The sequence below is a fragment of the Mesorhizobium sp. J18 genome, assembly GCF_007829525.1.
In the GTDB taxonomy this organism is placed as follows: Bacteria; Pseudomonadota; Alphaproteobacteria; order Rhizobiales; family Rhizobiaceae; genus VLJP01.
Genome location: NZ_VLJP01000047.1, coordinates 1 through 23192 on the forward strand (window position 1 = coordinate 1; position 23192 = coordinate 23192).

19 protein-coding genes, 2 pseudogenes and 1 other annotated feature are annotated in these 23192 nt (G+C 60.9%); of the genes and pseudogenes, 10 read left to right on the forward strand and 11 right to left on the reverse strand.

Features of this window, described 5'->3' with window-relative positions; genetic code table 11:
• The first annotated feature begins 14 nt into the window (after positions 1 to 14).
• On the forward strand, positions 15 to 1439 hold the full coding sequence (locus tag L598_RS16205) for an aldehyde dehydrogenase family protein (RefSeq protein ID WP_210245011.1): 1425 nt from the start codon (positions 15 to 17) through the stop codon (positions 1437 to 1439).
• A gap of 5 nt (positions 1440 to 1444) precedes the next feature.
• Here L598_RS16205 and L598_RS16210 read toward each other — a convergent pair whose 3' ends face one another.
• The 11 genes from L598_RS16210 to L598_RS16260 all read right to left on the reverse strand — a co-directional run bounded on the left by L598_RS16210 (position 1445) and on the right by L598_RS16260 (position 14318).
• Positions 1445 to 2206 carry a FadR/GntR family transcriptional regulator gene (locus L598_RS16210; RefSeq protein ID WP_144864204.1) on the reverse strand — a complete coding sequence of 254 codons (762 nt, stop codon included), beginning with the start codon at positions 2204 to 2206 and terminating at the stop codon, positions 1445 to 1447.
• Between the two features lie 80 nt (positions 2207 to 2286).
• Entirely contained in the window at positions 2287 to 3009 is a 723-nt protein-coding gene (locus L598_RS16215) for an ABC transporter ATP-binding protein (protein ID WP_144864206.1), read from the reverse strand.
• Entirely contained in the window at positions 3006 to 3731 is a 726-nt protein-coding gene (locus tag L598_RS16220) for an ABC transporter ATP-binding protein (RefSeq protein ID WP_144864208.1), read from the reverse strand. Before L598_RS16220 ends, L598_RS16215 begins: the two co-directional genes overlap by 4 nt.
• Entirely contained in the window at positions 3728 to 4762 is a 1035-nt protein-coding gene (locus tag L598_RS16225; protein ID WP_186445068.1) for a branched-chain amino acid ABC transporter permease, read from the reverse strand. The genes L598_RS16220 and L598_RS16225 overlap by 4 nt, the downstream gene beginning before the upstream one ends.
• On the reverse strand, positions 4749 to 5639 hold the full coding sequence (locus tag L598_RS16230; protein ID WP_144864212.1) for a branched-chain amino acid ABC transporter permease: 891 nt from the start codon (positions 5637 to 5639) through the stop codon (positions 4749 to 4751). The genes L598_RS16225 and L598_RS16230 overlap by 14 nt, the downstream gene beginning before the upstream one ends.
• An 86-nt stretch (positions 5640 to 5725) precedes the next feature.
• Positions 5726 to 6955: an ABC transporter substrate-binding protein gene (locus tag L598_RS16235; RefSeq protein ID WP_144864214.1), complete on the reverse strand. Its 1230-nt coding sequence runs from the start codon at positions 6953 to 6955 to the stop codon at positions 5726 to 5728.
• Positions 6952 to 8745, reverse strand: a complete 1794-nt coding sequence (locus tag L598_RS16240; RefSeq protein ID WP_144864216.1) for a hydantoinase B/oxoprolinase family protein — start codon at positions 8743 to 8745, stop codon at positions 6952 to 6954. Before L598_RS16240 ends, L598_RS16235 begins: the two co-directional genes overlap by 4 nt.
• On the reverse strand, positions 8742 to 10757 hold the full coding sequence (locus tag L598_RS16245; RefSeq protein ID WP_144864218.1) for a hydantoinase/oxoprolinase family protein: 2016 nt from the start codon (positions 10755 to 10757) through the stop codon (positions 8742 to 8744). Before L598_RS16245 ends, L598_RS16240 begins: the two co-directional genes overlap by 4 nt.
• Positions 10758 to 10798: 41 nt before the next feature.
• Complete coding sequence (locus L598_RS16250; protein WP_144864220.1) at positions 10799 to 11980, reverse strand: CoA transferase; 1182 nt, start codon at positions 11978 to 11980, stop codon at positions 10799 to 10801.
• Positions 11977 to 12936 carry a hypothetical protein gene (locus L598_RS16255; protein ID WP_144864222.1) on the reverse strand — a complete coding sequence of 320 codons (960 nt, stop codon included), beginning with the start codon at positions 12934 to 12936 and terminating at the stop codon, positions 11977 to 11979. Before L598_RS16255 ends, L598_RS16250 begins: the two co-directional genes overlap by 4 nt.
• Positions 12933 to 14318: a phosphotransferase family protein gene (locus L598_RS16260; protein ID WP_144864224.1), complete on the reverse strand. Its 1386-nt coding sequence runs from the start codon at positions 14316 to 14318 to the stop codon at positions 12933 to 12935. The genes L598_RS16255 and L598_RS16260 overlap by 4 nt, the downstream gene beginning before the upstream one ends.
• Before the next feature lie 120 nt (positions 14319 to 14438).
• Here L598_RS16260 and L598_RS16265 point away from each other — a divergent pair, with 120 nt between their 5' ends.
• The 9 genes and pseudogenes from L598_RS16265 to L598_RS16310 all read left to right on the forward strand — a co-directional run.
• Complete coding sequence (locus L598_RS16265; protein ID WP_144864226.1) at positions 14439 to 14897, forward strand: MaoC family dehydratase; 459 nt, start codon at positions 14439 to 14441, stop codon at positions 14895 to 14897.
• Positions 14897 to 15796, forward strand: coding sequence for a CoA ester lyase (locus L598_RS16270; protein WP_210245012.1), 900 nt, complete (start codon positions 14897 to 14899; stop codon positions 15794 to 15796). The genes L598_RS16265 and L598_RS16270 overlap by 1 nt, the downstream gene beginning before the upstream one ends.
• Positions 15793 to 17025 carry an acetyl-CoA hydrolase/transferase C-terminal domain-containing protein gene (locus tag L598_RS16275; RefSeq protein WP_144864230.1) on the forward strand — a complete coding sequence of 411 codons (1233 nt, stop codon included), beginning with the start codon at positions 15793 to 15795 and terminating at the stop codon, positions 17023 to 17025. The genes L598_RS16270 and L598_RS16275 overlap by 4 nt, the downstream gene beginning before the upstream one ends.
• Before the next feature lie 19 nt (positions 17026 to 17044).
• Positions 17045 to 17977: a 3-keto-5-aminohexanoate cleavage protein gene (locus tag L598_RS16280; protein ID WP_144864232.1), complete on the forward strand. Its 933-nt coding sequence runs from the start codon at positions 17045 to 17047 to the stop codon at positions 17975 to 17977.
• A gap of 28 nt (positions 17978 to 18005) precedes the next feature.
• Positions 18006 to 19172: an acyl-CoA dehydrogenase family protein gene (locus L598_RS16285; RefSeq protein ID WP_144864236.1), complete on the forward strand. Its 1167-nt coding sequence runs from the start codon at positions 18006 to 18008 to the stop codon at positions 19170 to 19172.
• Positions 19173 to 19673: 501 nt separating this feature from the next.
• Positions 19674 to 20416, forward strand: a pseudogene (locus L598_RS16290) (IS3 family transposase); the annotation flags it as partial.
• Positions 19955 to 20071 (forward strand) — a sequence feature (AL1L pseudoknot). It overlaps the preceding pseudogene by 117 nt.
• A 654-nt stretch (positions 20417 to 21070) precedes the next feature.
• Positions 21071 to 22600 carry a group II intron reverse transcriptase/maturase gene (gene ltrA, locus L598_RS16300; RefSeq protein ID WP_186445069.1) on the forward strand — a complete coding sequence of 510 codons (1530 nt, stop codon included), beginning with the start codon at positions 21071 to 21073 and terminating at the stop codon, positions 22598 to 22600.
• Between the two features lie 73 nt (positions 22601 to 22673).
• A pseudogene (locus L598_RS16305) lies at positions 22674 to 22969 on the forward strand (DDE-type integrase/transposase/recombinase); the annotation flags it as partial.
• A 63-nt stretch (positions 22970 to 23032) separates the two neighbouring features.
• Positions 23033 to 23192 (forward strand): transposase (locus L598_RS16310; RefSeq protein WP_144859921.1); only part of this gene is annotated, 160 nt, incomplete at its 3' end.

Consider the following 23192-nt stretch of genomic DNA (forward strand, 5'->3'; position numbering starts at 1 on the left):
CCTGCCGAAGCTTCGTGACGATCTCGTCGGGCTTGTGTCGCTTGTTTGCCATTGTGGTCCTCCTTCATGGTCAAAACCATACTTCAAGGTGGACCCGTTCAATGGGGGTGGATCAGGACGTCGATGCTGCAGTGGTGGCCGCGCGAGCCGCTTTCGAAGGACCGTGGAGCCGGTGGACACCTTATCAACGCCAATGCCTGCTCGTGAAAATCCGCGATCTCGTTGAAGCAAATTTCGACGAGTTGGCGATAATCGAGACGCTCGACATGGGCGCGCCGCTAACGCGCACGCGCAATTTGAAGGGCGCGATCCTTCAGATGATCATGTATTTCTCGAGCCAGACCATGAATGTGGCGGGCGAGACATCGGGAAACTCGTTGCCAGGCAACATCACCTCCATGAGCATCAAGGCACCGGTCGGCGTGATCGGCGGTATCATTCCATGGAACGGGCCGCTGATCAGCCAATGGTGGGTTCTGGGCGCTGCGCTTGCGACCGGCTGCACTGTGGTCATGAAGCCAGCGGAAGATGCTTCGCTCAGCGTGTTACGTGTTGTCGAACTGCTTCACGAGGCGGGCATGCCGGAAGGGGTGGTCAATGTGGTGACCGGCTACGGCGCAATAGCGGGTGAGGCACTGTCCCGCCATCCGGGCGTGGATCGCATTGCCTTCACCGGTTCAACTGTGACCGGACGCAAGATTATCGAAGCCTCAGCAACAAATATGAAGAAGCTCCAGTTGGAGCTCGGCGGCAAGTCACCCGACATCGTCTTTGCCGATGCCGACCTTGACAAAGCGGTCCCAGGTGCAGCGATGGCAGTGTTCACCAATTCCGGTCAGGTCTGCTATGCTGGGACGCGCCTCTTCGTGCAGCGTACGATCCAGGAGGAATTCACGCAGCGCATGGCGGAATTCGCGAAGACGCTGAAGGTCGGCGACCCCCTCGATTCCAGTGTGCAACTTGGACCGCTCATCTCGCAGAAGCAACTGGACAAGGTACTCGATTATATGCACGGGGCGCCGAAGGAAGGCGCTACGTTGGCCGGAGGTGGCGAGCGTCTCGGCGGCGAGCTCGCCTCCGGTTATTTCGTCGAGCCAACCATCTTCGCCAACGTCACCAATTCCATGCGCATCGCGCGCGAGGAAATCTTCGGACCGGTGATCTCCGTGATCCCGTTCGATACCGCCGACGAGGTCCTCACGCTCGCCAACGATACCGAATATGGTCTTGGCGGCGCGGTCTGGACCCGCGATATGTCGACAGCACTGAAGATGGTGCACGGCATCCACGCCGGCACTGTATGGGTAAACTGCTATGGCATGGTTGACCCGAACGTCGGCTTCGGCGGCATCAAAATGAGTGGCTATGGTGTGAAGGGCAGCCGCGGTCACATCGATGCTTATCTCTACTCGAAAAGCGTTTACATTAACGCCGGCTGACGAGTTTATGCACGCAATGGAGGTTTCGGTTCACGTGGGCTCCCGTTGGCCGCAACGCCCGTAGCCACATCACGATAGGCTGTGACATGGCGCTCCATACGACGGCTAGCGCCCTGCTCATCCTGCTCGCGGATAGCTTTCAGAATGACCGTATGGGCCTTGACCGCGGCATCGCGCATTTCCGGCGTCGTGACGTGCTGATAATCCATGGCGTCGCGGATGGGCATGGTGATCGCTTCCATTAACGCGATCAGGGGCTCGTTGCGACTGCAGCGCGCGATGGCGAGATGCCATTCGAGATTGATGCGCTTATAGCGCTGAACGTCCCCCACAGAGGCAACGAACTGCTCATGAAGATCAACTATGTTCTCAAGCTCCTGCGGTGTGCGGTGACGGGCGGCCAGGCGGGCCAGCGTCGGCTCCACCGCGACGCGACACTCGAGCAGAGAATCCAGCCGAATCCCATGCGTGCGTACGAAGAGTTCGACCGAGCGGGCGACCACGTCGCGACCAGGAAGCGTGACGACGGAGCCGCCGCTGCGTCCTACTTTCGTGGTAACGAAGCCTTCCGATTCCAGCACCCGCAGCGCATCGCGTACCGATGTGCGGCTGAGACCCGACTCGGCTACCAGGTCGCGTTCGCTCGGCAGAAGGCTGCCCGGTCGGAGATCGCCCTGCACGATCATCTGCCGCAGCTGAGAGGCGAGAATATCCGAGGCCTTCGGAACAACGATGGGCGAGATCTGTGCGGCGGATCTGACCTTCATCGGTTCTCCTTCCGGCGATTCGATTGGTAAATCATTGGACATTTGTTAGCACGGACGAGTTCGTTCCCTATACAGCCGCGTTACAGTCCCATGTAAGTTTCCTGAATTTGCGGGTCGTTCTGCATAACGGCCGCCGGCCCGGACCGCACGATTCTACCGTGATCCAATATATGTGCTTCGTCAGCTATGGTGAGAACCTCGGTGACCCGCTGCTCCACGATGACCACGGTGAGCCCATCATCACGCACGAGTCTCGCTACGGTTTCCAGTACCCGTTCGGTCATGATCGGCGACAGGCCGACCGAGGGTTCGTCGAGCATCAACAGCGCCGGTCGGCTCATCAGTGCCCGTGCGATCGCACACATCTGGCGTTCGCCGCCCGATAACCTGCCGGCAAGTTGATTATGCCGGTCGCGCAGGATCGGGAAGATCTCGGTAATCTCCTCCAGCCGCTCCACGGTACGGGCACGCGCCATGGGGATGTAGGCACCGAGTTCGAGATTCTCTCGCACAGTCATGAACGGAAACAGGCGTCCGCCCTCGGGGACAAGGGCCAGTCCCCTGGCAGGCAGGCTGTTGGCGCGCGCACCTCCGATTTCCTTCCCGTCGAGAATGATACGGCCGGCGTTCGGCCGCACCAGCCCCGCGATCGCCGAGAGCAGCGTGGATTTGCCGGCGCCGTTGGCGCCTACGACTGCAGCAATCTGGCCTCGCGGCACGGTGAGGTCGATGCCGTACAACACCTCGGCCTCACCATAGCCGGCATGGACGTCTTCAAGCCGCAGGTGGGCACGTTCGCTCATAGCTGCTGCTTCCCGATATAAGCTTCGATGACAGTGGCGTCGCTCAGGACCTGGTCTGCGCTTCCCTGCGCCAGCAATTGTCCGCGATTGAGCACCAGGACGCGTTTGGAAAATGCGCGCACGACCTTGAGATTGTGCTCGATGACCAGGAAGGTGGTGCCTGCCGCATTGAGCTTCTCCACGAGTGTCAGTACGTCGTTAACCTCGGTCTGGTTGAGACCGGCCATCACCTCGTCGAGGAGCACGAGGCGCGGCTCCATGGCAAGCGCTCGGGCAACCTCCAGGCGCCTGCGCCCGCCGAGCGTCAACTCGCCAGAGCGACGACCAGCATGCTCGGCCAGTCCCACCAATTCGAGCTTGCTCTCGGCCTTTTCGGCCGCTTCTCGCACCGCTGATATGTGCAGGAAGGCGCCGACCATGGCGTTTTCCAGCACCGTCATCGACATCATGGTCTGCGATATCTGGAAGGTGCGGCCAAAGCCCAGACGAGCGCGATGATGCGGCTTGAGACTCCCTATATCCTTGCCAAGATAGAGAATGCTCCCGCTGGTTGGCGCAAGTTGGCCGGTGAGCAAGTTGAAAAGAGTCGTCTTGCCAGCCCCGTTCGGGCCGATGATGCTAATGATCTCACCGTCGGAGACAGTGAAGCTAACATCGTCTACAGCCCTGAGACCGCCGAAATGACGCGATACGGACCGGAGATCCAGAAGCGGCGCGGTCATCGAAGTATTCTCCAGGAGCGGTCGCGCAGCTTTAGGATCGCGCCCACGATGCCACGACGCAGGTACAGCGCCGTCAACATGAGTATGAAGCCCAACGCAAGAAGGTTGGAGCCGGGGATAGCGCCACCCAGCTCAGCACGCAGATAGTTCTCCAAAGGCACGATCAGAAGCGCGCCTAGCAACGGACCATAGGTGGTGCCGATGCCGCCGATCAGTGCGATCAGCGCTACCTTGACTCCGACATCGAAGAGCGAGAACAACGACGGTGGATCTACTACGCGCACATACATCAGATACAGGCAGCCACCGGCGGCCATCAGCGCCGCGCTGATAGCCATGCCAACAAGCTTGGTTCGGAGAACGTCGATGCCAGCCGCTTCGGCTGTCTCCTCGTTGTCACGCACAGCCTGTAGCGCATAGCCAAGGCGGCTGTGTCTGATTGCGGCGAAGATCAGCAGCGCAACCGCAAGAAAGCCAAGCATCAGGAAGGCGTAGCTCATCCGGTCGCGAAAAATCATGTTGGTCAAACCAGCCTTGAACGGAACCGACAGGCCTTGCGCGCCACCGGTGACGGATTCAAAGTACATGGCGAGCGCAAGCGCCACCTCGGTCAACGCCATAGTAGCAATGGCGAAGAAAGGTCCGCGAAGCCGGAACACAGGCCAGGAGACCAGGGCGGCAACAACCGCCCCTAGCGTCATGGACGGCAGTAGCGCCAGCCACGGCGAGAGCTTGTAACCGAGGATGAGATTCGCGGTCATATAGGCGCCTATGGCGAAGAAGACGCTGTGGCCGAGCGAGAACTGACCACCCAGCCCGCCGATGATGTTCCAGGCTGTGGCGAGCCCGGCGAAGAGGAAGGCAGTGGCCAGGACATTGAGTGAGAAACTGTCACCGATGAACAGAAGCACGAGCCCAACGAGCAGCACGAGAATACCAAGCAGGCGGGGCAGTTCATTGACGAGAGTCGGCACACGCCCCCGACGCGAGGCGGCGTGAAGCTGATCGAGGCTGAGGTCAGGATTGCTCACGGAGGCCGACCTCCTCTGCGCCGGCGATGCCGAAAAGCCCCGACGGCCGTACCACCAGAACCGCGATAAAGACCAGGAACAAAACGGCGTGCTTAAGTGCGGGATCGAGATAGTAGCCGGCGATCGCCTCCGTCAGCCCGACGATGAAGCCACCGACATAGGCGCCGGTGACGCTGCCGAGCCCGCCCAGAACGACGACAGCGAAGGCCGGCATGATGAAGCTGATACCGATCTGCGGCGTCATGGTGTAAAGCGGCGAGAGCAGACAACCGGCCAGACCCGCAAGCGCTGCACCGATACCGAAGGTGAACATATAGACCCGTTCTACATCGACGCCCATCAGACGGGCGGCATTGCGGTCCTGTGCGACAGCCCGGATCGCCTTTCCCTGTAGTACCGACCGCAAATACCAGCCAATTGCCAGCGTCACGGCGGTGGSCGCCACCAGCACCAGAACACGGGCAAGACTGACCTGGAACGGACCAACCGGCACAGATATGCCGGTGATAACGGAGTTGACGCTGAGCCCGATGCCGCGTGTAATCCCCAGCACAGAGTTCTCCAGGACCATCAGCAGGCCGAAGGTGGCAAAGATCTGCATCATCGGCTCGCCCTGTAGCGGACGCAGGATGATGCCGTAGACCAGAGCGCCGAAGATGAAGAGCATCGGCACGACGATTAACGGAGCGAGGTATGGGTCCAGGCCGAGTGAGATCTGCGCGGCATAGGCACCGTACATGCCGAGCATGACGAACTCGCCCTGGGCGAAATTGACGACGCGAATAACGCCGAAGATCAGGTTCAGCCCGACCGCGACCATGGCGTAGATGCCGCCGAGCAGCAATCCGACCGTCACAATGTGAAAAAACTCCGCCATCTTGCTCGTTCCTCTAGCGGGGGCAGGTCTTCCGCTTGCGGATGCCGAGCGGCGCTTATCGCGGCGCTCGGACGTACATGCACCGGTTAAGCCCGCGGAATATTGACGATCTCGACCCCCTGTGCGACGGCCTCGGCCGGGTAAACGGCCCTGACTTTGCCAGACTGCCACTGTGCGACCACGGGCAGGGCGCGTACATTCTGCATCATGTCGTCGAACTTGACGCCGTAGCCCGTCTCGTAGGAGCCGACAGGCTTGTCCATCGCCTTGGCATTGTCGATGATTGCGGCGTATTCCAGGGACCCGGCAGCCGCGATGGCCTCGAACAGTATCTTTGCACCGACGAAAGCGTTCATGCCCTGGGGCGCGATCGGATCGCGTTTATAGGCTTCGCGGTAGAGGTCGAGGAATTTCGATGCCCCGGGCCCGTAATTCTCGTTGATGTCGGGTCGCGGATAGGAGACAAGCAGTACGCCCTCCATGAATTCCTCGCCGAGCGCCTCGAGGGTCTCTACAGTGTCGCCGACGCCGGTGAGAATAATGGCGGACGGTTTGAAACCCTGATCGCGTGCCGTGCGCAGCAGAAGGTTGGTGTCGTTCACGTACCCAACGGTGATCCAGAGGTCCGGCTGGGCGCTTTGCGCGCGAAGGACGCTGTCGGTTACATCGACGGCTTTTGCGCTGTGGGCGCCGATCCCTGCGGTGATGCCGGCCTCGCCCAGCAGGCGCTTTTGCTCCTCGGCAATCGAGGTGCCGTAGGCGCTGTCTTCGTGTTCAATCCAGACTTTCATCTCGGCCGGTGCTTTGCCGAGCTTCTTGGAGACGATCTCGGTCACCGCTTCGGCTGAGCGGGCGGCGAATTCGTTGCTGCTGGGGCCACTGCGAGCATAGTTCGGCAGCCCACGCTCGGTCAGGTCGAGCGCGAGCGCGTTGGTTTCCCAATAAAGCTTCTCGTAATTCAGAGCGCTCTCGCTCGCCGCGTTGGAAATCGCGCTGACATAGGTGCCTATCAGCAGGTCAACTTTGTCGCGGCCGACCAGTTGCTCGACGGCGCCAATCGCCTCCTGGGCCGAGGTGGCATTGCCGCGGACAACTTCGACCTGCCGGCCAAGAAGTCCGCCTTGTCCGTTGATCCACCTGGCTGCCAGCTCGTAGCAACGCGTCACCTCGTCACCATACTGGGCCATGGCTCCCGAGTAGGGGTTCACGGCGCCGAGTCGGATAGGTTCCGACTGTGCGTTAACAGGCCTTCCAACTACCGCCGCCGCGATACCGCCAAAGGCCACTTGCCCGAAAATCCTACGCGTCAGTTTCATGCCAACCTCCCTTGAAGATGATTCATTCTTGGCCGAGCAACCCGCCGTTGTGCCCGCAGGCGCTGCATTGCCTCACAGTCGACACGGTAGACGGGCCGGTCGAGGATGTGCCGGGTCTCGGCAATGACCGCGCCATAGACATTCACGGCCGTCTCGAGATCGATCAGCCCATCGTTGAGGTCTTCCTCCACGAGAGCCGGATCGCGTTCCAGCGGCTCACCGAAACCGCCCCCACCGGGCGATGCGAGATGGAATGCATCACCGGGCCGGACCGGCACCTTTGTCGCCTTGGACCGCATGGGCGGCACCCATCTACGTCCGTCGGTTTCGAATTCGACCTTGTTGGGCGCTGCCGGGCCCCCGCCACTCACGCCGAAAGGCGCATGGTCGACGCGATCACCGAGGATCGAAACGACGGCGTCCGCTTCCGCGATGATGCCGTAGGTTGTGCCGCAACCGCCGCGGTGCGTTCCGGGGCCGCCGGAATTGTCGCGAATAGCGAAGTAATCGAAATGGACCGGATAGCGGTGTTCCGACATCTCGACCGACATGAATTTGGCCATCGAGCCGGGCGGGGTGCCGTTGACGAGCCCATCGGAAGTACTGCTGCCGCCATAGCCGCCGGGATAAGGATAGACTGCCACATAATAGTGTCCGGTCCGCGGGTGATGCCCCGAGACGGTAGCCACGCCGGTAGTTCCAAAGGGTGCGGCTGGCGCCAGTTCGGGTATCGCCTGCGATAGGGCGCCGAAAACCACATCAACGATGCGCTGCACGACGTCGGTCGTACCGCCGACAGCGGAAGGGTAACGGGCCGACAGGATGCAGCCTGGCGGAATGGTGAAGCTGGTGGGACGGAAGGTGCCTCCGTTCACTGGCACCTCGGGAAAGATGTGCTTCAGCGCGACGAAACATAATGAACGCGTCGTACTGTCGGAGATATTCATTGGCCCCGTCGCCGGCCCATCGGTCCCGGTGAAATCGAAATGCAGCTCTGAACCTCGGACAGACAGTTGCAGCTTGACCGCAAGACGCCTGTCTTCCACTCCGTCGTTGTCGAAGTAGTCGGTGATGGAATAGGTACCGTCGGGAATTTCCTCGATATAGGAGCGCATGTCAGCTTCCGAGCGCGCCATCATCTCGGCGATGCATGCACGCAGCGTTTCTACTCCGTAACGACTAACCAGTTCGTCCAACCGGCGTCGGCCAAGCGCGAAGACGTTGATCATGGCCGCGAGATCGCCGAGCAGTTGCTGCGGCAATCGCACATTGGCGGTGATCATCGACGCGACGCCTTCGTTGCGGCGGCCGCCCTCGACCAGCCTCATCGGCGGAATGATGATGCCCTCCTGATGGATTTCGGTCGCGGTCGGCACCCAGCCGCCCGGTGCGCTGCCGCCCATATCCATCCAGTGTCCGGTGTTGGCGAAGAGCGCGAACAGCTCGCCGTCGACAAAGTGTGGCGCAACAAGGATCACGTCATTGAGATGGGTACCGCTGAGGTAAGGATCGTTTGTGATCCAGACATCGCCCGGCTTGAAGCCGCCGGCCGCTTCGGCGATCGGGATCAACCGCTGCACGGTGAATTGCATGTTGGCAAGGAACTGCGGCAGGCCGTAGCCGCCCTGCGCGATTGTCTCACCGGTGCGGGCATCATAGAGGCCGTGTGCACAGTCATTCGTTTCGGAAATGATCGGCGACAGCGCAGCGCGGATCAGGTTCAGATCCATTTCATCGGTGATCTGCTCCAGCGCGCCGCGGATGACCGCAAGGGTGACGGGATCGGTCATTGCACCTCGACCAAGATGTTTGAAAACTGATCGACGCGGGCGCTCATGCCCGGTTCCACCACAGTCGTGGTGTCGGCCTGCTCGATAATGGCTGGCCCGGACAATGATGTGCCGGGCACGAGTTGGGTCCGATCGTAGATCGGCGTGCGCATCCAGCGGCCGAAATAGACATCGCGATGCGTAAAGGGTGACGGCGATCCACCGTCGACCTGGATTGAGACGATGGCCGCGGGTTTGTGCCGGACGCCTTCCACCGCCGTGGTGAGACCGACCAAGGCGACAGGGATGTCGCCGAGCGTTGCGCCATTCTCGACCCTGTAGGCGTCCTCGAAGGCTTGCCGCATTGTCTCGCCCGACCAGTCCGCTTCCACTGGCACGCGCAGGCTGTGGATTTGTCCAACGTACGACATATCGGCCGCGTGGGAGATCTGGCAACACTCGACGGGAATGCCGCTCTCCTCGATCTTCATCAGCCCAGCGGCACGCTGCTCGGCGAGGATCGCCTGCAATTCGGCCGCATCCACATCGGCCAGCGGACGTTCCACCGTGCGCGAGAAGTCATAGCGCAGATCCGCCACCGCACAGCCAAGTGCACACAGCACGCCCGGATGGGGCGGCACGAGCATGGTGCGAATGCCCACCTCGCGCATTATCGCCGCCCCATGCAGCGGGCCGGCGCCGCCGAAGATCACCAGCGCAAACGCGCGCGGATCGAGACCTTGCTCAATTGTAAGCAGGCGGGTGCGTCGCGCCATGACATGGTTGACGATCGTCAGTACCGCCTCGGCGGTCTCTTCAACCCCCAACCCGAGCCGGTCGCCAAGCTCCGCGAGGGCTGCACGCGCGGGCTCGATCTGCAGGTGCTTCAGATGCTTGAGGCCGATTGGATGTTCGGCATTAATGCGTCCGAGGACAGCATTGCAGTCGGTGACTGTAGGCTCAGTGCCGCCACGGCCGAAGCAGATCGGGCCCGGAACGGCACCTGCGCTGCGCGGTCCGACCTGAAGGATGCCGCCGCGGTCGAGATAGGCAATCGAACCGCCACCGGCGCCGATCGTATGCACATCGATCATTGGCAATCGCAGCGGCACGCGGAAATCAAGATCGGTGGTTTCCGCGATGCGCGGGGTGCCGTCTACCACGACGGCGACGTCATAGCTGGTTCCGCCCATATCGGCTGTGATGACTGAAGGGAAGCCTGCTTCTCCGGCAATGCGTGCTGCTGCCATAACGCCGGCGGCCGGCCCCGAGCGAACGATGTTGGCGGCGCGTTCCGGCAGCTGTGCCAAGGGCACCAAGCCGCCGTTCGATTGCATCACCAGTGTTTGACGACTGAAGTTGCGTTTTTCCAGCTTGGCGGACAGATTGCGTGCATAAGTTGCTACCAGCGGCTGGAGATAACCCTGCACCGCCSCTGTGCTGGTGCGCTCGAATTCGTAATATTCGCGCACCACCTCGTGTGAGGCCACCACCTCCCAGCCGGAGCTCGCCGACTGAAGTATTTCTTTGGCTCGCAGTTCGTGCGCCGGGTTGGCATAGGCGTGCAGGAAGGACACCACGAGGGCTTCCAGCCCCTCCGCCGCAAGCGCTGCGGCCAGCGCTTTTATGCGCTCCTCGTCGAGCGGTGTGACTACCTGGCCGCGATGGTTAATACGTTCCTCTACTTCCCAGCGCATGCGACGGGGGATGAGCGGGCGTTGGACACCGGTAAGCCCGTACATGCGCTGGCGGTCGCGACGGCCGAGCTCAAGCACATCGCGGAAGCCTTTGGTGGTGATCAGCGCGCAGCGCGCGCCTCGCCGCTCGATGACTGCATTGGTGGCGATCGTGGTGCCGTGCAGGATGACGTCGAGATCGTCAGGAGCCAGTGCAGCGGCCTCCATCGCGTCTATCAGCCCTTGGCTGGGGTCGGAGGGAGTCGAAGGCACCTTCAGCACCGACGTCCCTGCCGGGCCGGAAAAATACAGGTCTGTGAAGGTACCACCGACGTCTATGCCTAGAACTCCACCCATTCCGTTCCGGCCGCGCGCGGCCGCTCCTCCCTATCTCCGCACTAGGCCGTGCTTTCCACGTTGAGCGCAGAAAGCACCTCCTCCGTATCCTGACCGAGCGCCCTGCTCGGCCGCAGTGGCAACTGATCGACCCCTTCGTAGCGCAGCGGCGAATGCATCACGACGATCCGCCCGAGCTCCGGGTGATCCTGCCATTGCAGCGCTCCACGGGCATGCATGTTCGGGTCGTTAATGACTTCGTCCAGCGTGCGCACAGGCGCGCAGGGAACCTTGTTCGCCATCAGTGTCTCGAACGACTCCAGCTTCGGTAGCCGGGAGGTCCACCCGGAAACGATCGCATCGACCTCGTCCATCGCCTCGACCCGCTTCTTAAGGGAGGCGAAACGTTCGTCGGTAATCAGCTCGGGCCTTCCCATGGCGCGGGCGAGATTGGCCCAATGGATGTCGCCGACACAGATAATGGCGATGTAGCCATCCGAGGCCGGGTAAACATTGTAGGGGCTCTCGGCCAGTCCGCCATGACGATTGCCGGTGCGCGGCGGCGGCGCTTCCGCGTTACCAGTGTTGCCCCAATGCATGCCGAGGCTGGAGCTGAGCGAGGGATAAACCGCATCCTGCATCGATACTTCGAGGCGGCGCGCTACGCCAGTGCGCTCGCGTTCATAGAGAGCAGTGGCGATGGCTCCATAGAGGTGGATGCCGGCAAAGAAATCACAGAGCGCGGGACCGGCCTTGACGGGCGGCCGGTCAGAAAAACCGGTCGTCTCCATTATACCCGCCATCGCCTGCACAGTAAGATCCATTGCCGGGTAGGACTTGTAGGGACCGTCGCGCCCGAAGCCGGAACTGGAAGCGTAGATCAGCCGAGGATTGAGGGCACGCAGGGTTTCTGCCCCGACGCCGAGGCGCTCCATCGTGCCCGGCGAAAAATTCTCCACGATTACGTCCGCGTCGCGCACCAGCCTCTTCAACGCCCCGCGACCAGCTTCGCTCTTCAGGTCGAGAGCGACACTTTCCTTGCAGCCGTTCAGCATCGCAAAAGGAAGTGCCGCGCCGCCGACCACGCCGCGCCTGCGCAGCGGCTCACCGCCCGGCGGCTCAATCTTGATGACACGCGCACCGGCGGCAGCCATCAGGAAGGTAGCGTAAGGCCCGTTGTAGATCTGGCTGAGATCGACAACGGTGATCCCTGCCAGGGGCTGCGCCGAGCTTTGGCTCGTCATGCTGCCGCTCCCTCGCGCATCTGGCGACGCATGGCCGACCACGAATGTACCGGCCACATGTCCTGGTCTTCGCCGTGTCCCGTCTTGCCGTTGATCGACCATTCGATCAGGCTGTTGGAATCGATAAAGCTGTGCCGATTAAGGACTATCCCGCTAAGCCGCCGACCTTCGGCTTGCAACTCGCGGCCGTGCTCGTCCCTCCCCTCGATCGTGATGCGGGCTACATAGCCGGTTTCTGGATCGCGCTCGACCATGCGCCGGCCTGAGACGATGTCGCCTATGATGCCATCCTCCATCAGGAAGCCATAGGCAATGGCGTAATCGGGATCGTTCCACTTCGTCACGGCCAGAAACGCGTCGCCTGGCGACGCGATGCCGGTGACGTAAGCACTGCGGCCCGGACGGTGTTCGGGGCGGGGGCCCCAGCTCCTGTCGCGGATCGCCAGGCAGTCAATGTCGATTACCCGGCCGTGCAGCGTAATCGTCCCGGTGACGTGGCCGAATTGGTCAAAGTGGCTGAGCTTCTGGAAGGACGAGTTCGCCTTGCGCATCGGCCGCGGCGGCATGGTAGCGTCGAAAATCAGGTCCATCATCAGCCGATCCTCGTCATGGAAGCCGAGGCGGTAGGTGGTCAGCGGCTTCAACGTCTTCAAGCTGACGCCTGTAGGCAGTGCAATGTCGTTGAGGTCGGCGTTCTCGGGGATACGCAACGCAGTGTAGTTCGCCGAATAAGGAACCTCCCACGGGACCGACGCTGAGTCGTCCCAGACCCAGGCTCCGCCGGCAACGGTACCGATATTCGGGCGGAACATGCTGTAAAGCCAGCCGCCGAGGTTCATTTCGGGTTTGCAGAAAGAGAACCACGCCGTTTCGGTGATCCACCAGCGATCGCTCATCTCGTTGAAATGGAAACTGTCGTCGCGAGGGGTGATCTGAGGGGATTCGTGAACGTTCATTTTTTTCCTTCCAGGCTGTCAAGCGAAGGCAGCTTTCGAGAAGCCAGGCCGCCGGAGGCTAGTGCCGCCATCTGTGCGTCGTTCGCCACTCGCTGTGCGAAGAAACGCAGTGCGGTGTCGAAGGGAATGTTGCGGTCGCGCAGACCCGCGATCAGCTGTGCGCGGCCGTCCTCGACGGATGGCAGGGGAGATCCAAGCAATGCGCTGAGATCGGCAAGCTCGCGCTGGCAGACAAGCGCACCGAGACGATCTGCCTCGCGCAAATATTTCAATACCTTTGCGTTATTCTTGCTGGCAGCAATAATGTGCGGATCGTTGGTCGCGGTTGCGATCTCTTCGCGCAGGCTCGCGATCACCCCATCATAGAGTTCGGTGCGGGGCGTCGGCGCCGCCTCGAGCGGCGGCGACTGCAGCAGGGTTACGCCGCTCGCCTCCGCCAGCGCATCGACCAGCAGGCGGCGGTTCAGCGCCCTTGAGATAATTGAGTTGCCGGGTTGGCCGGTGACATTTCTGTGGCGGATGATGACGACCCGGGTAGAAACAAAAACACGATGATAGTGGATGCGGGCGAGATCCAGCACGGCACCGCCGGCCGCTTGATAGTGAAGGATGGCAGCCGCAAAGTCGGGAACCGGCTCCATGACACTTCGCATGGAAAACCAGGCCAGATCCTCCATCGGATCGCCCGGATGTGCCAGTTCCCAATCCAGCAGAGCAGTCATGTGGCCATTCTGGAACAAAAAGTTTCCCGGGCCGGCGTCGCCATGGACCAGAACAGGTCGTCCAGCCGGCTCCGGAACGTTGTCCTCCAGCCAATCCATCGCGAATTCGATCAGCGGGTCGGGCATGGCGGTTTCGGCATACATCGCTCGCCAGATCTTCAGTTCATCACGCACGCAATCTGCGATGCTCATCAACTCGGTGAGGCCGGGGATCGCGGCGACGGGAAACGGCGTCCTGTGGAGCTGCGCGATGGCCTCGACGAATTCCAGCGCTATGGATTGGCGTTCGCTCTCGTCGTTCAGCGACCGGTAGTCGGCCCGACCTGGCCGCAATTCGGTGAGGATCGCCTGGTGTTCGGGATGAACCGCGCAAAGCCGCGGCGCCGTGACATCTGTTTCCTTCAGCGCTTCATAGATGCGTGCCTCGCGCCATACAGTGTAGGGTTCCGCTGAGGAAGGGCGCGGCGGCTGATAACGTAGATAAAGTGGCTGCACGGAAGGCACCGAAAACTCGATCGCCCAGGAGTGACAGCGGTTGCCGCCCGAAATCCGCCGCCAGCTCGCGATCGATTGCCCGGTCTGCTCCTCAACCCACGCCTTCAGTTCGGCTTCATCGGCAAGCCTTTCGGGGCCTAACCTGTCCTGCTGCAACCTGAACACCCGGCCTCACCTAGGCTCCCTCATCTATATCACGCAGCTTAAACCTCTCGACAGATGGCCGCAAGTAAATTATTAGACCATTTGTGGAAAGCTTAAAGGTAGGATATTTTTGAGGGAAGCATGGCTGGTCTTTATTTCGACGAATTGGCGGTCGGGCAGGTGTTCAAGCACGAGATCCGCCGCACCATCACGGAAGCAGACAATGTCTGGTTCAGCGCCATCACTCATAATCCGGCCTATCTGCATCTCGACGAAGAGTATTGCCGCACCCAGACCGAGTTCGGACAGCGCATCGTCAACAGTGCGTTCCTTCTGGCACTGATGGTCGGCATATCCGTAGGCGAGACCACCCTTGGGACGGCCATTGCCAATCTCGGCTGGGATGAAGTCCGCTTTCCCCGTCCGACTTTCCACGGCGACACAATCCGTGTTGAAACCGAGATCGTGGAACTGCGTGAGAGTAAGTCGCGCCCTAACGCTGGCATTGTTACCTTCTTGCACCGCGCCTACAACCAGCGCGATGAGTTGGTGGGACATTGTCGCCGCACGGGCCTACAGTTGAAGCGGGGAGCGGCATGATGCTGCTGCGCTCCATGCTCTTCGTGCCCGGCGACAGCGCAAAGAAGCTCGCCAAGGGAGCGGATTCTGGCGCGGATGCGCTGATCCTTGATCTTGAAGATTCGGTCGACTCAGGCCGCAAGCCGCTAGCGCGCCGCATGGTCGCGGAATATGTCGCCGCGGCCGGCGTGGTCCGGTCCGCCCAGTTGTGGGTCCGCATCAATCCAATGGCTGAAGGCGGGCTTGATGATATCGTCGAAGTCGTACGCGCCGCACCGGACGGGCTGGTCGTGCCTAAAGTGGATCATCCGAGCGATCTCGCACGGCTCAGCCTTATGCTTGATGCTCTCGAACGACGAGACGGGATCAAAAATTCGATTCGCCTGATGTCCGTTGCGACCGAGACCCCACGCGCGCCCTTTGGGCTCGGAGCATATGCGCAGACGCAACTGCCCCGCCTTGCTGCGATGACCTGGGGCGCCGAGGATCTGTCTACGGCGCTGGGCGCAACCACCAACAGAGGAGCGGACGGTAACTGGGGCTTCACCTATCGTATGGTGCGCTCGCACTGCCTGATCGCGGCCAAGGCATGCGGTGTGACCGCGATCGAGACGCTCTACGCAGATTTCCGGGACGAGGCGGGACTCAGGGCCGACTGCATTGCTGCCGCACGCGAAGGGTTCGGCGGGCGCATCGCCATCCACCCAGCGCAGGTTATGGTAATCAACGAAAGCTTCACGCCGTCCGATGAGGACGTCCGTCATGCCGAGCGCGTGGTGGCGGCTTTCGCCGCCAGCCCCGGCACCGGCGTAGTCGCGCTCGACGGCAAGATGCTCGACATCCCCCATCTTAAACAGGCGCAGAACGTACTTTCGCAAGCACAGGCGATCACGGCCCAAACAGCAGGGAGGCGCGGTTGAATGGAGCGGCACGCGCGATCCTCGCCTCGCTAAGGCCGGGTGACCGCATTTTTCTGCCCGGCTCGGCTGGAGAAGTAGCTTCGCTCAGCGCGGCTTTGGTCGCAGGCGAAGGGCCGCCACTCGCCATCACCGCGACTTACGTCCCCGGTATCAACGCCTCTCTCGCGGGGCGCCTTCCGGCGCATTCGTCATTTGCAAATCTCTTTGCAAGCGGCAACCGCGGCAGCCAGGCGGACGATGCCATGCGCCACCTCCCCTATTCCTATGGCGGATTCTGCGCCTACCTGGCCGCAACGGAATTCGAAGCGACAATTGCCCATGTTGCCCCGCCGGATGGCTCAGGTAAGGCCTCGCTCGGGCCTGCAGTCGAATTCACTCCGATTGCGCTGCGACGAAGCCGGCGCCTGATTGCTGTCGTCAATCCGAATCTGCCCGACATCCCCGGTGCGGAGAGGATCGATATATCCGATGCCGATCTCGTCGTGGAAAGCGACGAGCCGTTAGGCGAGTACGATGTCGGCGCGCCGTCCCCCAGATCCGATTGCATTGCCCGCAATGTCGCCGATTTCGTAGACGATGGCGCAGCGCTGCAGATCGGGTTAGGCAAGGTTCCCGATGCGCTGTTGCGCAAGCTGACTGACCGCCGCGGCATCCGGCTATGGTCCGGCATGCTGTCGGATGGGGCGCGGGGGCTCGCCGAGGCCGGCACGCTCGATCCGGATTTCAGACATGTCAGTTGTGTTCATGTGGGCACGCGCAGCTACTATGACTGGCTGGCTGGACGCGAGGGTCTTGCCGTGCGTGCCTGTAACCACACGCACGCTGCCACAGCGCTCTCCGCTGTTCCCGGCCTGATCGCGATCAACTCTGCGCTTGCAGTCGATTTGTTCGGTCAGGCCAATCTGGAGACTCTCGACGGCCGCGCCATCAGTGGGGTTGGAGGCGCGGCGGACTTCGCCCGTTCAGCAAGTCTCGCACCCGACGGGATCAGCATCATCGCGCTGCCTGCCACTTCGCCCGACCGCGCGGCGTCCCGAATCGTGCCACGGCTCGACGGCCCTGTTTCGCTCCCACGGCACGACGTTGAAATTGTTGTCACCGAATTTGGCGTTGCCGATCTGCGTGGCGCTACCACCGTGGAACGGGCCGAACGCCTGATCGGCATCGCTGCCCCACACCATCGCCAGGAGCTCGAAACAGCCTGGCGCGAGATCATGCAAGCCCTCTGAAACGACGGAGACAACACCCATGAGACGTGCAGACAAGGTCATCATCAGTTGTGCCATTACAGGCTCGATCCACACACCGACGATGTCGCCGCACCTGCCAGTGACACCGGATCAGATCGCGGAGAATGCCATCGGCGCGGCGCAGGCAGGCGCGGCAATCCTGCATCTTCACGCCCGCGTTCCGGAAACCGGACAGCCCACGCAAGATCCGGAAGCCTTCAAGCGCTTCCTGCCGCAAATCAAGGACGGCTGCAACGCCATCATCAACATCACCACCGGCGGCGGACTGGGCATGACCATGGATCAGCGCCTGGCAGCCGCCAAATGGGCAGCCCCAGAAATCGCCTCGATGAACATGGGATCGTTCAACTTCAATATCTCCGGTGCGGCGGGTCGGATCCGCGAGTTCCAGCACGGCTGGGAACATGACTATCTGATGATGACACGCGACTTCATTCTGTCGAACACCTTCACTCAGATCGAGCGTGCCATGACGGAATTGGGGGAACTTGGAACCCGCTTTGAATATGAATGCTACGATGTCGGACACCTCTACAACCTCGCCCATTTCGCCGAGCGGGGCATTGTCAAGCCACCCTTCTTTGTGCAGGCGATTTTCGGGATTCTCGGTGGTATAGGGGCTGAGCCCGAGAATCTTATGACCATGAAGGCGACAGCAGACCGGCTCTTCGGCAACGATTATTATCTGTCAATCCTGGCTGCTGGCCGCCATCAATTCCCCTTCGTGACCATGGGCGCGATCCTCGGCGGCAACGTTCGTGTCGGCCTGGAGGACAATCTCTATCTCGGTAAGGGGCAACTCGCGCCGTCCAATGGCGCTCAAGTGGCGAAGATTCGCCATATCTTGGAAGAGCTGTCGCTGGAGATCGCAACGCCCGACGATGCGCGCCGGATGCTTGAGACCAAAGGACCGAAAAACGTCGCGTTCTAAGACACACCGAGACCCCCCGAGAGCCAAGATGGAAATTCAACTTTCGCCTGAGCAGGAAGCGATCGACAGCAACATTCGCGAACTGTGTGCCGGTTTTGACGACCAGTATTGGACTGAGTGCGAGGAAAMCAGCCGTTTTCCTCAGGAATATTATGCGGCTATGGCCAGGAATGGCTGGCTCGGCATCACCATGCCGGAAGAAGTAGGCGGCGCCGGGCTCGGCGTTACGGAGGCGGCCATCATGATGCATGCCGCCACTCAGAGCGGCGGCGGATATGCGGCCGCCTCAGCGATTCATATCAATCTGTTCGGACCGCATGCTATTGTCGTCCATGGCACGCCGGAACAGAAACAACGTTGGCTCGTGCCTTTGGTTGCGGGCGAGCAGAAAGCCTGTTTCGGCGTGACCGAGCCCGACGCCGGCCTTGATACCACCAGCATCAAGACCGTGGCTGCCCGCGCGCCGGGTGGCTATGTCGTCCACGGCCGCAAGATGTGGACCTCGACTGCACAGGTTGCGGACAAGATTTTGCTCTTAACCCGCACCATCCCAAAATCCGAGGTCAAACGGCCGACTGAAGGCATGACCCTCTTCTATACTGAACTCGATCGGAGCAAGATCGAGGTGCGGCGCATCCGTAAGCTTGGTCGCAATGCAGTTGATTCGAACGCGATCTTCATCGATGGGCTCTTCATCCCCGAAGCGGATCGGATCGGCGAAGAAGGTAAGGGATTCGAATACCTGCTCGACAGCCTTAATCCCGAGCGCATTCTAGTCGGCATCGAGGCGATCGGGGTAGGACGCGATGCCATCAACCGCGCCGCGAAATACGCGCGCGAACGCGTCGTGTTCGGCCGACCGATCGGTCAGAACCAGGGTATTCAGCATCCGCTGGCCGAAGCTTGGACCTATCTTGAATCTGCATATTGGATGTGCCTGCGCGCGGCTTTCCTTTATGATAATGGTAAGCCCTGCGGTGCGGAGGCCAACGCTGCAAAATTCCTCTCCGGACGCGCTGCTTTCGAGGCCTGCACCAAGGCCGTATTGACCCATGGCGGCATGGGTTATGCGCGCGAGTTCCAGGTCGAACGTCTGTTCCGCGAATCAATTCTACCGCGGATCGCGCCAGTGACAGAGCAACTCATCCTGTCGTTCATTGCCGAACGCGTTCTTGGTCAGCCGAAATCTTATTGATACAGATCCAGGCAGAATAACGAGTGGAAAGAAATGTCCGCGGTATCCCAGCATGGCACTGTTAAGGCCAACTGGTAGCTGCTGAGTGTAAGAACAAAGCTGGGGGTTGCGCCGATGCTTGCGATGTTAAGGCCCTGACAGTCCTGAGAAGTTCAAACTGCGGCTCGACACGCAGAGCTGTTCCGGGCTCCGCTGACCAGAAGCTCAGATCGCCTCGGCGTAGCAACACAGGAACCGCATTGATTTCCAATCATTAATCGGCTGACAATCTGGCTCGCCAAGGGCATAGCAGCGGATTGGAAACTTCCTGGCGTCTGCAGGTAAAGTCTCGGCGATCCATTCGATTAGCTTGGCGAACCGCTACCCAGGATCTGCGCGACCTGATTGCCGGTAGCAGTCATCACGCTGATAGCGGCCTCCTCCCAACGCGCTCGCGCCTGTTAGCCTTTGAACCGCGCCGGGTTTGCCGGAGGCTCCAACTCCTGAGTAGGATGGAGCATCATGAGCAAGACGACGAACAAGTTTTCCCCTGAAGTGCGCGAGCGCGCGGTGCGGCTGGTTCTCGACAACGAGGGTCAACACGCGTCGCGCTGGCAGGCGGTCATGTCGATTGCGGCGAAGATCGGCTGCACCCCGCAGACGCTGAACGACTGGGTCAAGAAGGCCGAAGTCGACAGCGGCAAGCGCGCCGGCATCCCGACCGAGATGGCCGAGAAGATGAAGGCCCTTGAACGGGAGAATCGCGAACTGCGCCAGGCGAACGAGATTCTCCGCAAGGCGTCGGCGTATTTTGCGATGGCGGAGCTCGACCGCCGACCGAAGTGATGGTGGGTTTCATCGACGCGCATCGGGATGCGCACGGGGKCGAGCCGATCTGCGACGTTCTGCCGATCGCCCCTGCCACCTATTATGACCATCTGGCCAAACGTGCCGACCCGGCGCGGTTGTCGGATCGTGCCAAACGGGACGAGGCGCTGCGCCCCGAGATACGGCGTGTTTTCGAGGACAACTGGAGCGTCTACGGCCTGCGCAAGGTCTGGCACCAGCTGCGCCGCGAGGGCTTCGATATCGCTCGCTGCACGGTGGCACGGCTGATGAAGGACATGGGCATTCAAGGCATTATCCGGGGCAAGCCGCACAAGACGACGATCCCTGACAAGAAGCAGCCATGCCCGCTGGACAAGGTGAACCGCCAGTTCCGCGTGCCTGCGCCGAACATGCTGTGGGTCAGCGATTTCACCTATGGTGCGCCTCGTCCCGGATGGTCCGGGGTGCATATGACTGGAATGCATTGAGAAAGGAGGATTTGAAGAATGCCGTGCCCCCTGCTGTGAGGGGCATGAGCCCAAGCGGCGGTGACCTGTCGTCAACTGGCAGGGTGACGTAGCCCGCAGGTAAAGGGGATTGAGGCGAGGCCGTTACGCCGAGATGGTTCCCGAGGCTGTAGCACTGGAAGGTTGAGGAACACGAACCGGTTAATCCGCATCCGAGGGCTGAAATGTCGCCTTCGCCTACACGGCTTAACAGGCGGAATGCCGATGAGGTCGCCGGAGACGTATGTCGGCGGCATCCGAATGCGGGCGTACATGTATGGCGTCTCGCAGGGAGTCATGGGGAGAACGCAGCCAGACCATGACATCGGCATCGACTTGCGGGACGCAAGGACAAGGACTGCGACCGGCAACCTCCCCAATGCGTGGAATGTCCAGCATATGAACGAGGGAAGGCATGATGGAATGCCCACGATGTTGAGCATCGCAAGGGAGTTGACCCTGATGTCCATCATGCTGGCGGAGTTCCCGTAGTAGTCCGCGGCAGGGAAAGCCTGCCACATGGCGAAGGGGAACAGTTCAATCTGCTTGGAGTGCAAATTACCTGACCAAATGAGGTGAAGACCTTTGATAATCAGCGAAATGCAGCACAAGCTTGCAACATGGGCCGAGGCCGGTCCGAACCGTCGGTTCGATCGTCTCTTGCGGCTCATTGCCGACCGGGAATGGCTTGCCGAAGCCGCCCGGATCGTTCTGGCGTCGAGTGGCGCACGAACTCCGGGCATTGACGGAATGGATAAGCGACGGATGCAGGCCGGGCTGGATCGCCATCTGGCCGACCTGCGGACAAACCTGCTGAAAGGCACCTATCGCCCGAAGCCGGTCAAGCGAATCTATATCCCGAAAGCCAATGGCAAGCTACGACCACTGGGTATACCGACTCTGACAGACCGCATTGTCCAGCGCGCCATGCTGATGGCCATGGAGCCGATTTGGGAAAGCGACTTCCATCGCCTGTCCTATGGCTTCCGGCCGGAACGCAGCGTGCATCATGCCGTTCGTACCGTGAAGTTGCAGCTTCAGGACGGTGCGGACACGACGAGGGGCCGCTGGATCATCGAAGGTGATCTGGCGAGCTACTTCGACACCGTTCATCACCGGCTGCTTCTGCAATGCGTTCGGCGGCGGGTGCGGGACGGACGGTTTGTTGATCTTCTCTGGCGCATCCTAAAAGCGGGTCACATCGACCGTGGCCTGTTTGCAGCGTCCAGTGAGGGTGTTCCGCAAGGCGGCGTGCTGTCGCCGCTCCTGTCCAACATCATGCTCCACGAGTTTGATGCGTGGCTGGAGGCGAAATACCTGAACCGGAAAGCCCGCAAGGATCGCTGGGCATGGAACTTCGGCGTTCAGCAGGGCCGCCCCATCACGGTTCGAGAGAACCGGCAATGGAAACCTGCGATTGCCTATTGTCGCTATGCCGATGACTTCGTCGTCATCGTCAAGGGGACGAAGGTTCATGCCGAGGAAATCCGCGAGGAATGCCGGGCCTTTCTGGAAGACCGTCTGAAGCTGACGTTGAATATGGAAAAGACCCATATCACCCACGTCGATGACGGGTTCGTCTTTCTGGGGCATCGGATCATTCGCAAGCGGGGGTCGAACGGGCATATGTCCGTCGTCACGACGATACCCAAGGAAAAGGCCAAGGCGTTTGTTCGCAAACTGACCGAGACCCTTTCCGGCAATCATGATGTCGGCAAGGTCGACATGGTGGACCGCCTGAACAGCCAACTGGCGGGATGGGCGGCCTTCTACAAGTTCACCGACTTCACAGCGCGTTGCTTCCGGCGCATCGACACTGTCGTGTTCTGGAAACTGGCGCACTGGCTGGCGCGAAAATATCGGTCACGCATCAAACCCTTGATGCGGAGCTGGTATCGAGCGCCAGAGGCGGGCAAGGCAAAGACTTGGCTTGTCTATGGACGAAGTGAACGTGGAGACCGCGTCGGCAAGGCGCTGCGCCGAATGGTAACCAGCCCAAAGGCGCAGTTCCGGTGGCGGAATCCGGAGAGCAATCCGTACATCTTCCGGAGCGAACCTCGCAGCACCGTCACCTCAAATTATCATGATGTTGCCATGGCCATGGGCCACGATTGAATAGAGAGCCGTATGCGCTGAAAGGTGCACGTACGGTTCGGGGAGGAGAAGCGCATCCGCGCTTCTTACTCCACTTGCCACCTGGAGGGGTTTGTTTATGTCGCTTTCGTCATCGACGCTTATGCCCGCAAGATTGTCGGCTGGCGGGTCAGCACCTCGGCGTATGCCGGGTTCGTCCTTGATGCCCTCGAACAGGCGGTCCATGACCGCCGCCCGGTCAAGGGCATGGGGCTGGTTCACCACAGCGACCGCGGCAGCCAGTATCTGTCGATCAAATACACTGAACGGCTGGCCGAGGCGGGCATCGAGCCTTCGGTTGGCAGCGTCGGTGACAGCTACGACAACGCGCTGGCCGAGACGATCAACGGGTGATCCACCCCCATTGAACGGGTCCACCTTGAAGTATGGTTTTGACCATGAAGGAGGACCACAATGGCAAACAAGCGACACAAGCCCGACGAGATCGTCACGAAGCTTCGGCAGGKTGAGGTTTTGCGCGGCCAAGGCATGGCGATGGCGGATGCTGTTCGCCAGATCGGCGTTTCCGAGCTGACGTTCTACCGGTGGCGTAAGCAATATGGCGGCATGAGCC

Coding starts and splice junctions, on each gene's coding strand:
- L598_RS16235 (WP_144864214.1), bottom strand. CDS start 6,955: ATGAAACTGACGCGTAGGATTTTCGGGCAAGTGGCCTTTGGCGGTATC.
- L598_RS16250 (WP_144864220.1), bottom strand. CDS start 11,980: ATGACGAGCCAAAGCTCGGCGCAGCCCCTGGCAGGGATCACCGTTGTC.
- L598_RS16255 (WP_144864222.1), bottom strand. CDS start 12,936: ATGAACGTTCACGAATCCCCTCAGATCACCCCTCGCGACGACAGTTTC.
- L598_RS16220 (WP_144864208.1), bottom strand. CDS start 3,731: ATGACCGCGCCGCTTCTGGATCTCCGGTCCGTATCGCGTCATTTCGGC.
- L598_RS16270 (WP_210245012.1), top strand. CDS start 14,897: ATGCTGCTGCGCTCCATGCTCTTCGTGCCCGGCGACAGCGCAAAGAAG.
- L598_RS16215 (WP_144864206.1), bottom strand. CDS start 3,009: ATGAGCGAACGTGCCCACCTGCGGCTTGAAGACGTCCATGCCGGCTAT.
- L598_RS16240 (WP_144864216.1), bottom strand. CDS start 8,745: ATGACCGATCCCGTCACCCTTGCGGTCATCCGCGGCGCGCTGGAGCAG.
- L598_RS16210 (WP_144864204.1), bottom strand. CDS start 2,206: ATGAAGGTCAGATCCGCCGCACAGATCTCGCCCATCGTTGTTCCGAAG.
- L598_RS16280 (WP_144864232.1), top strand. CDS start 17,045: ATGAGACGTGCAGACAAGGTCATCATCAGTTGTGCCATTACAGGCTCG.
- L598_RS16265 (WP_144864226.1), top strand. CDS start 14,439: ATGGCTGGTCTTTATTTCGACGAATTGGCGGTCGGGCAGGTGTTCAAG.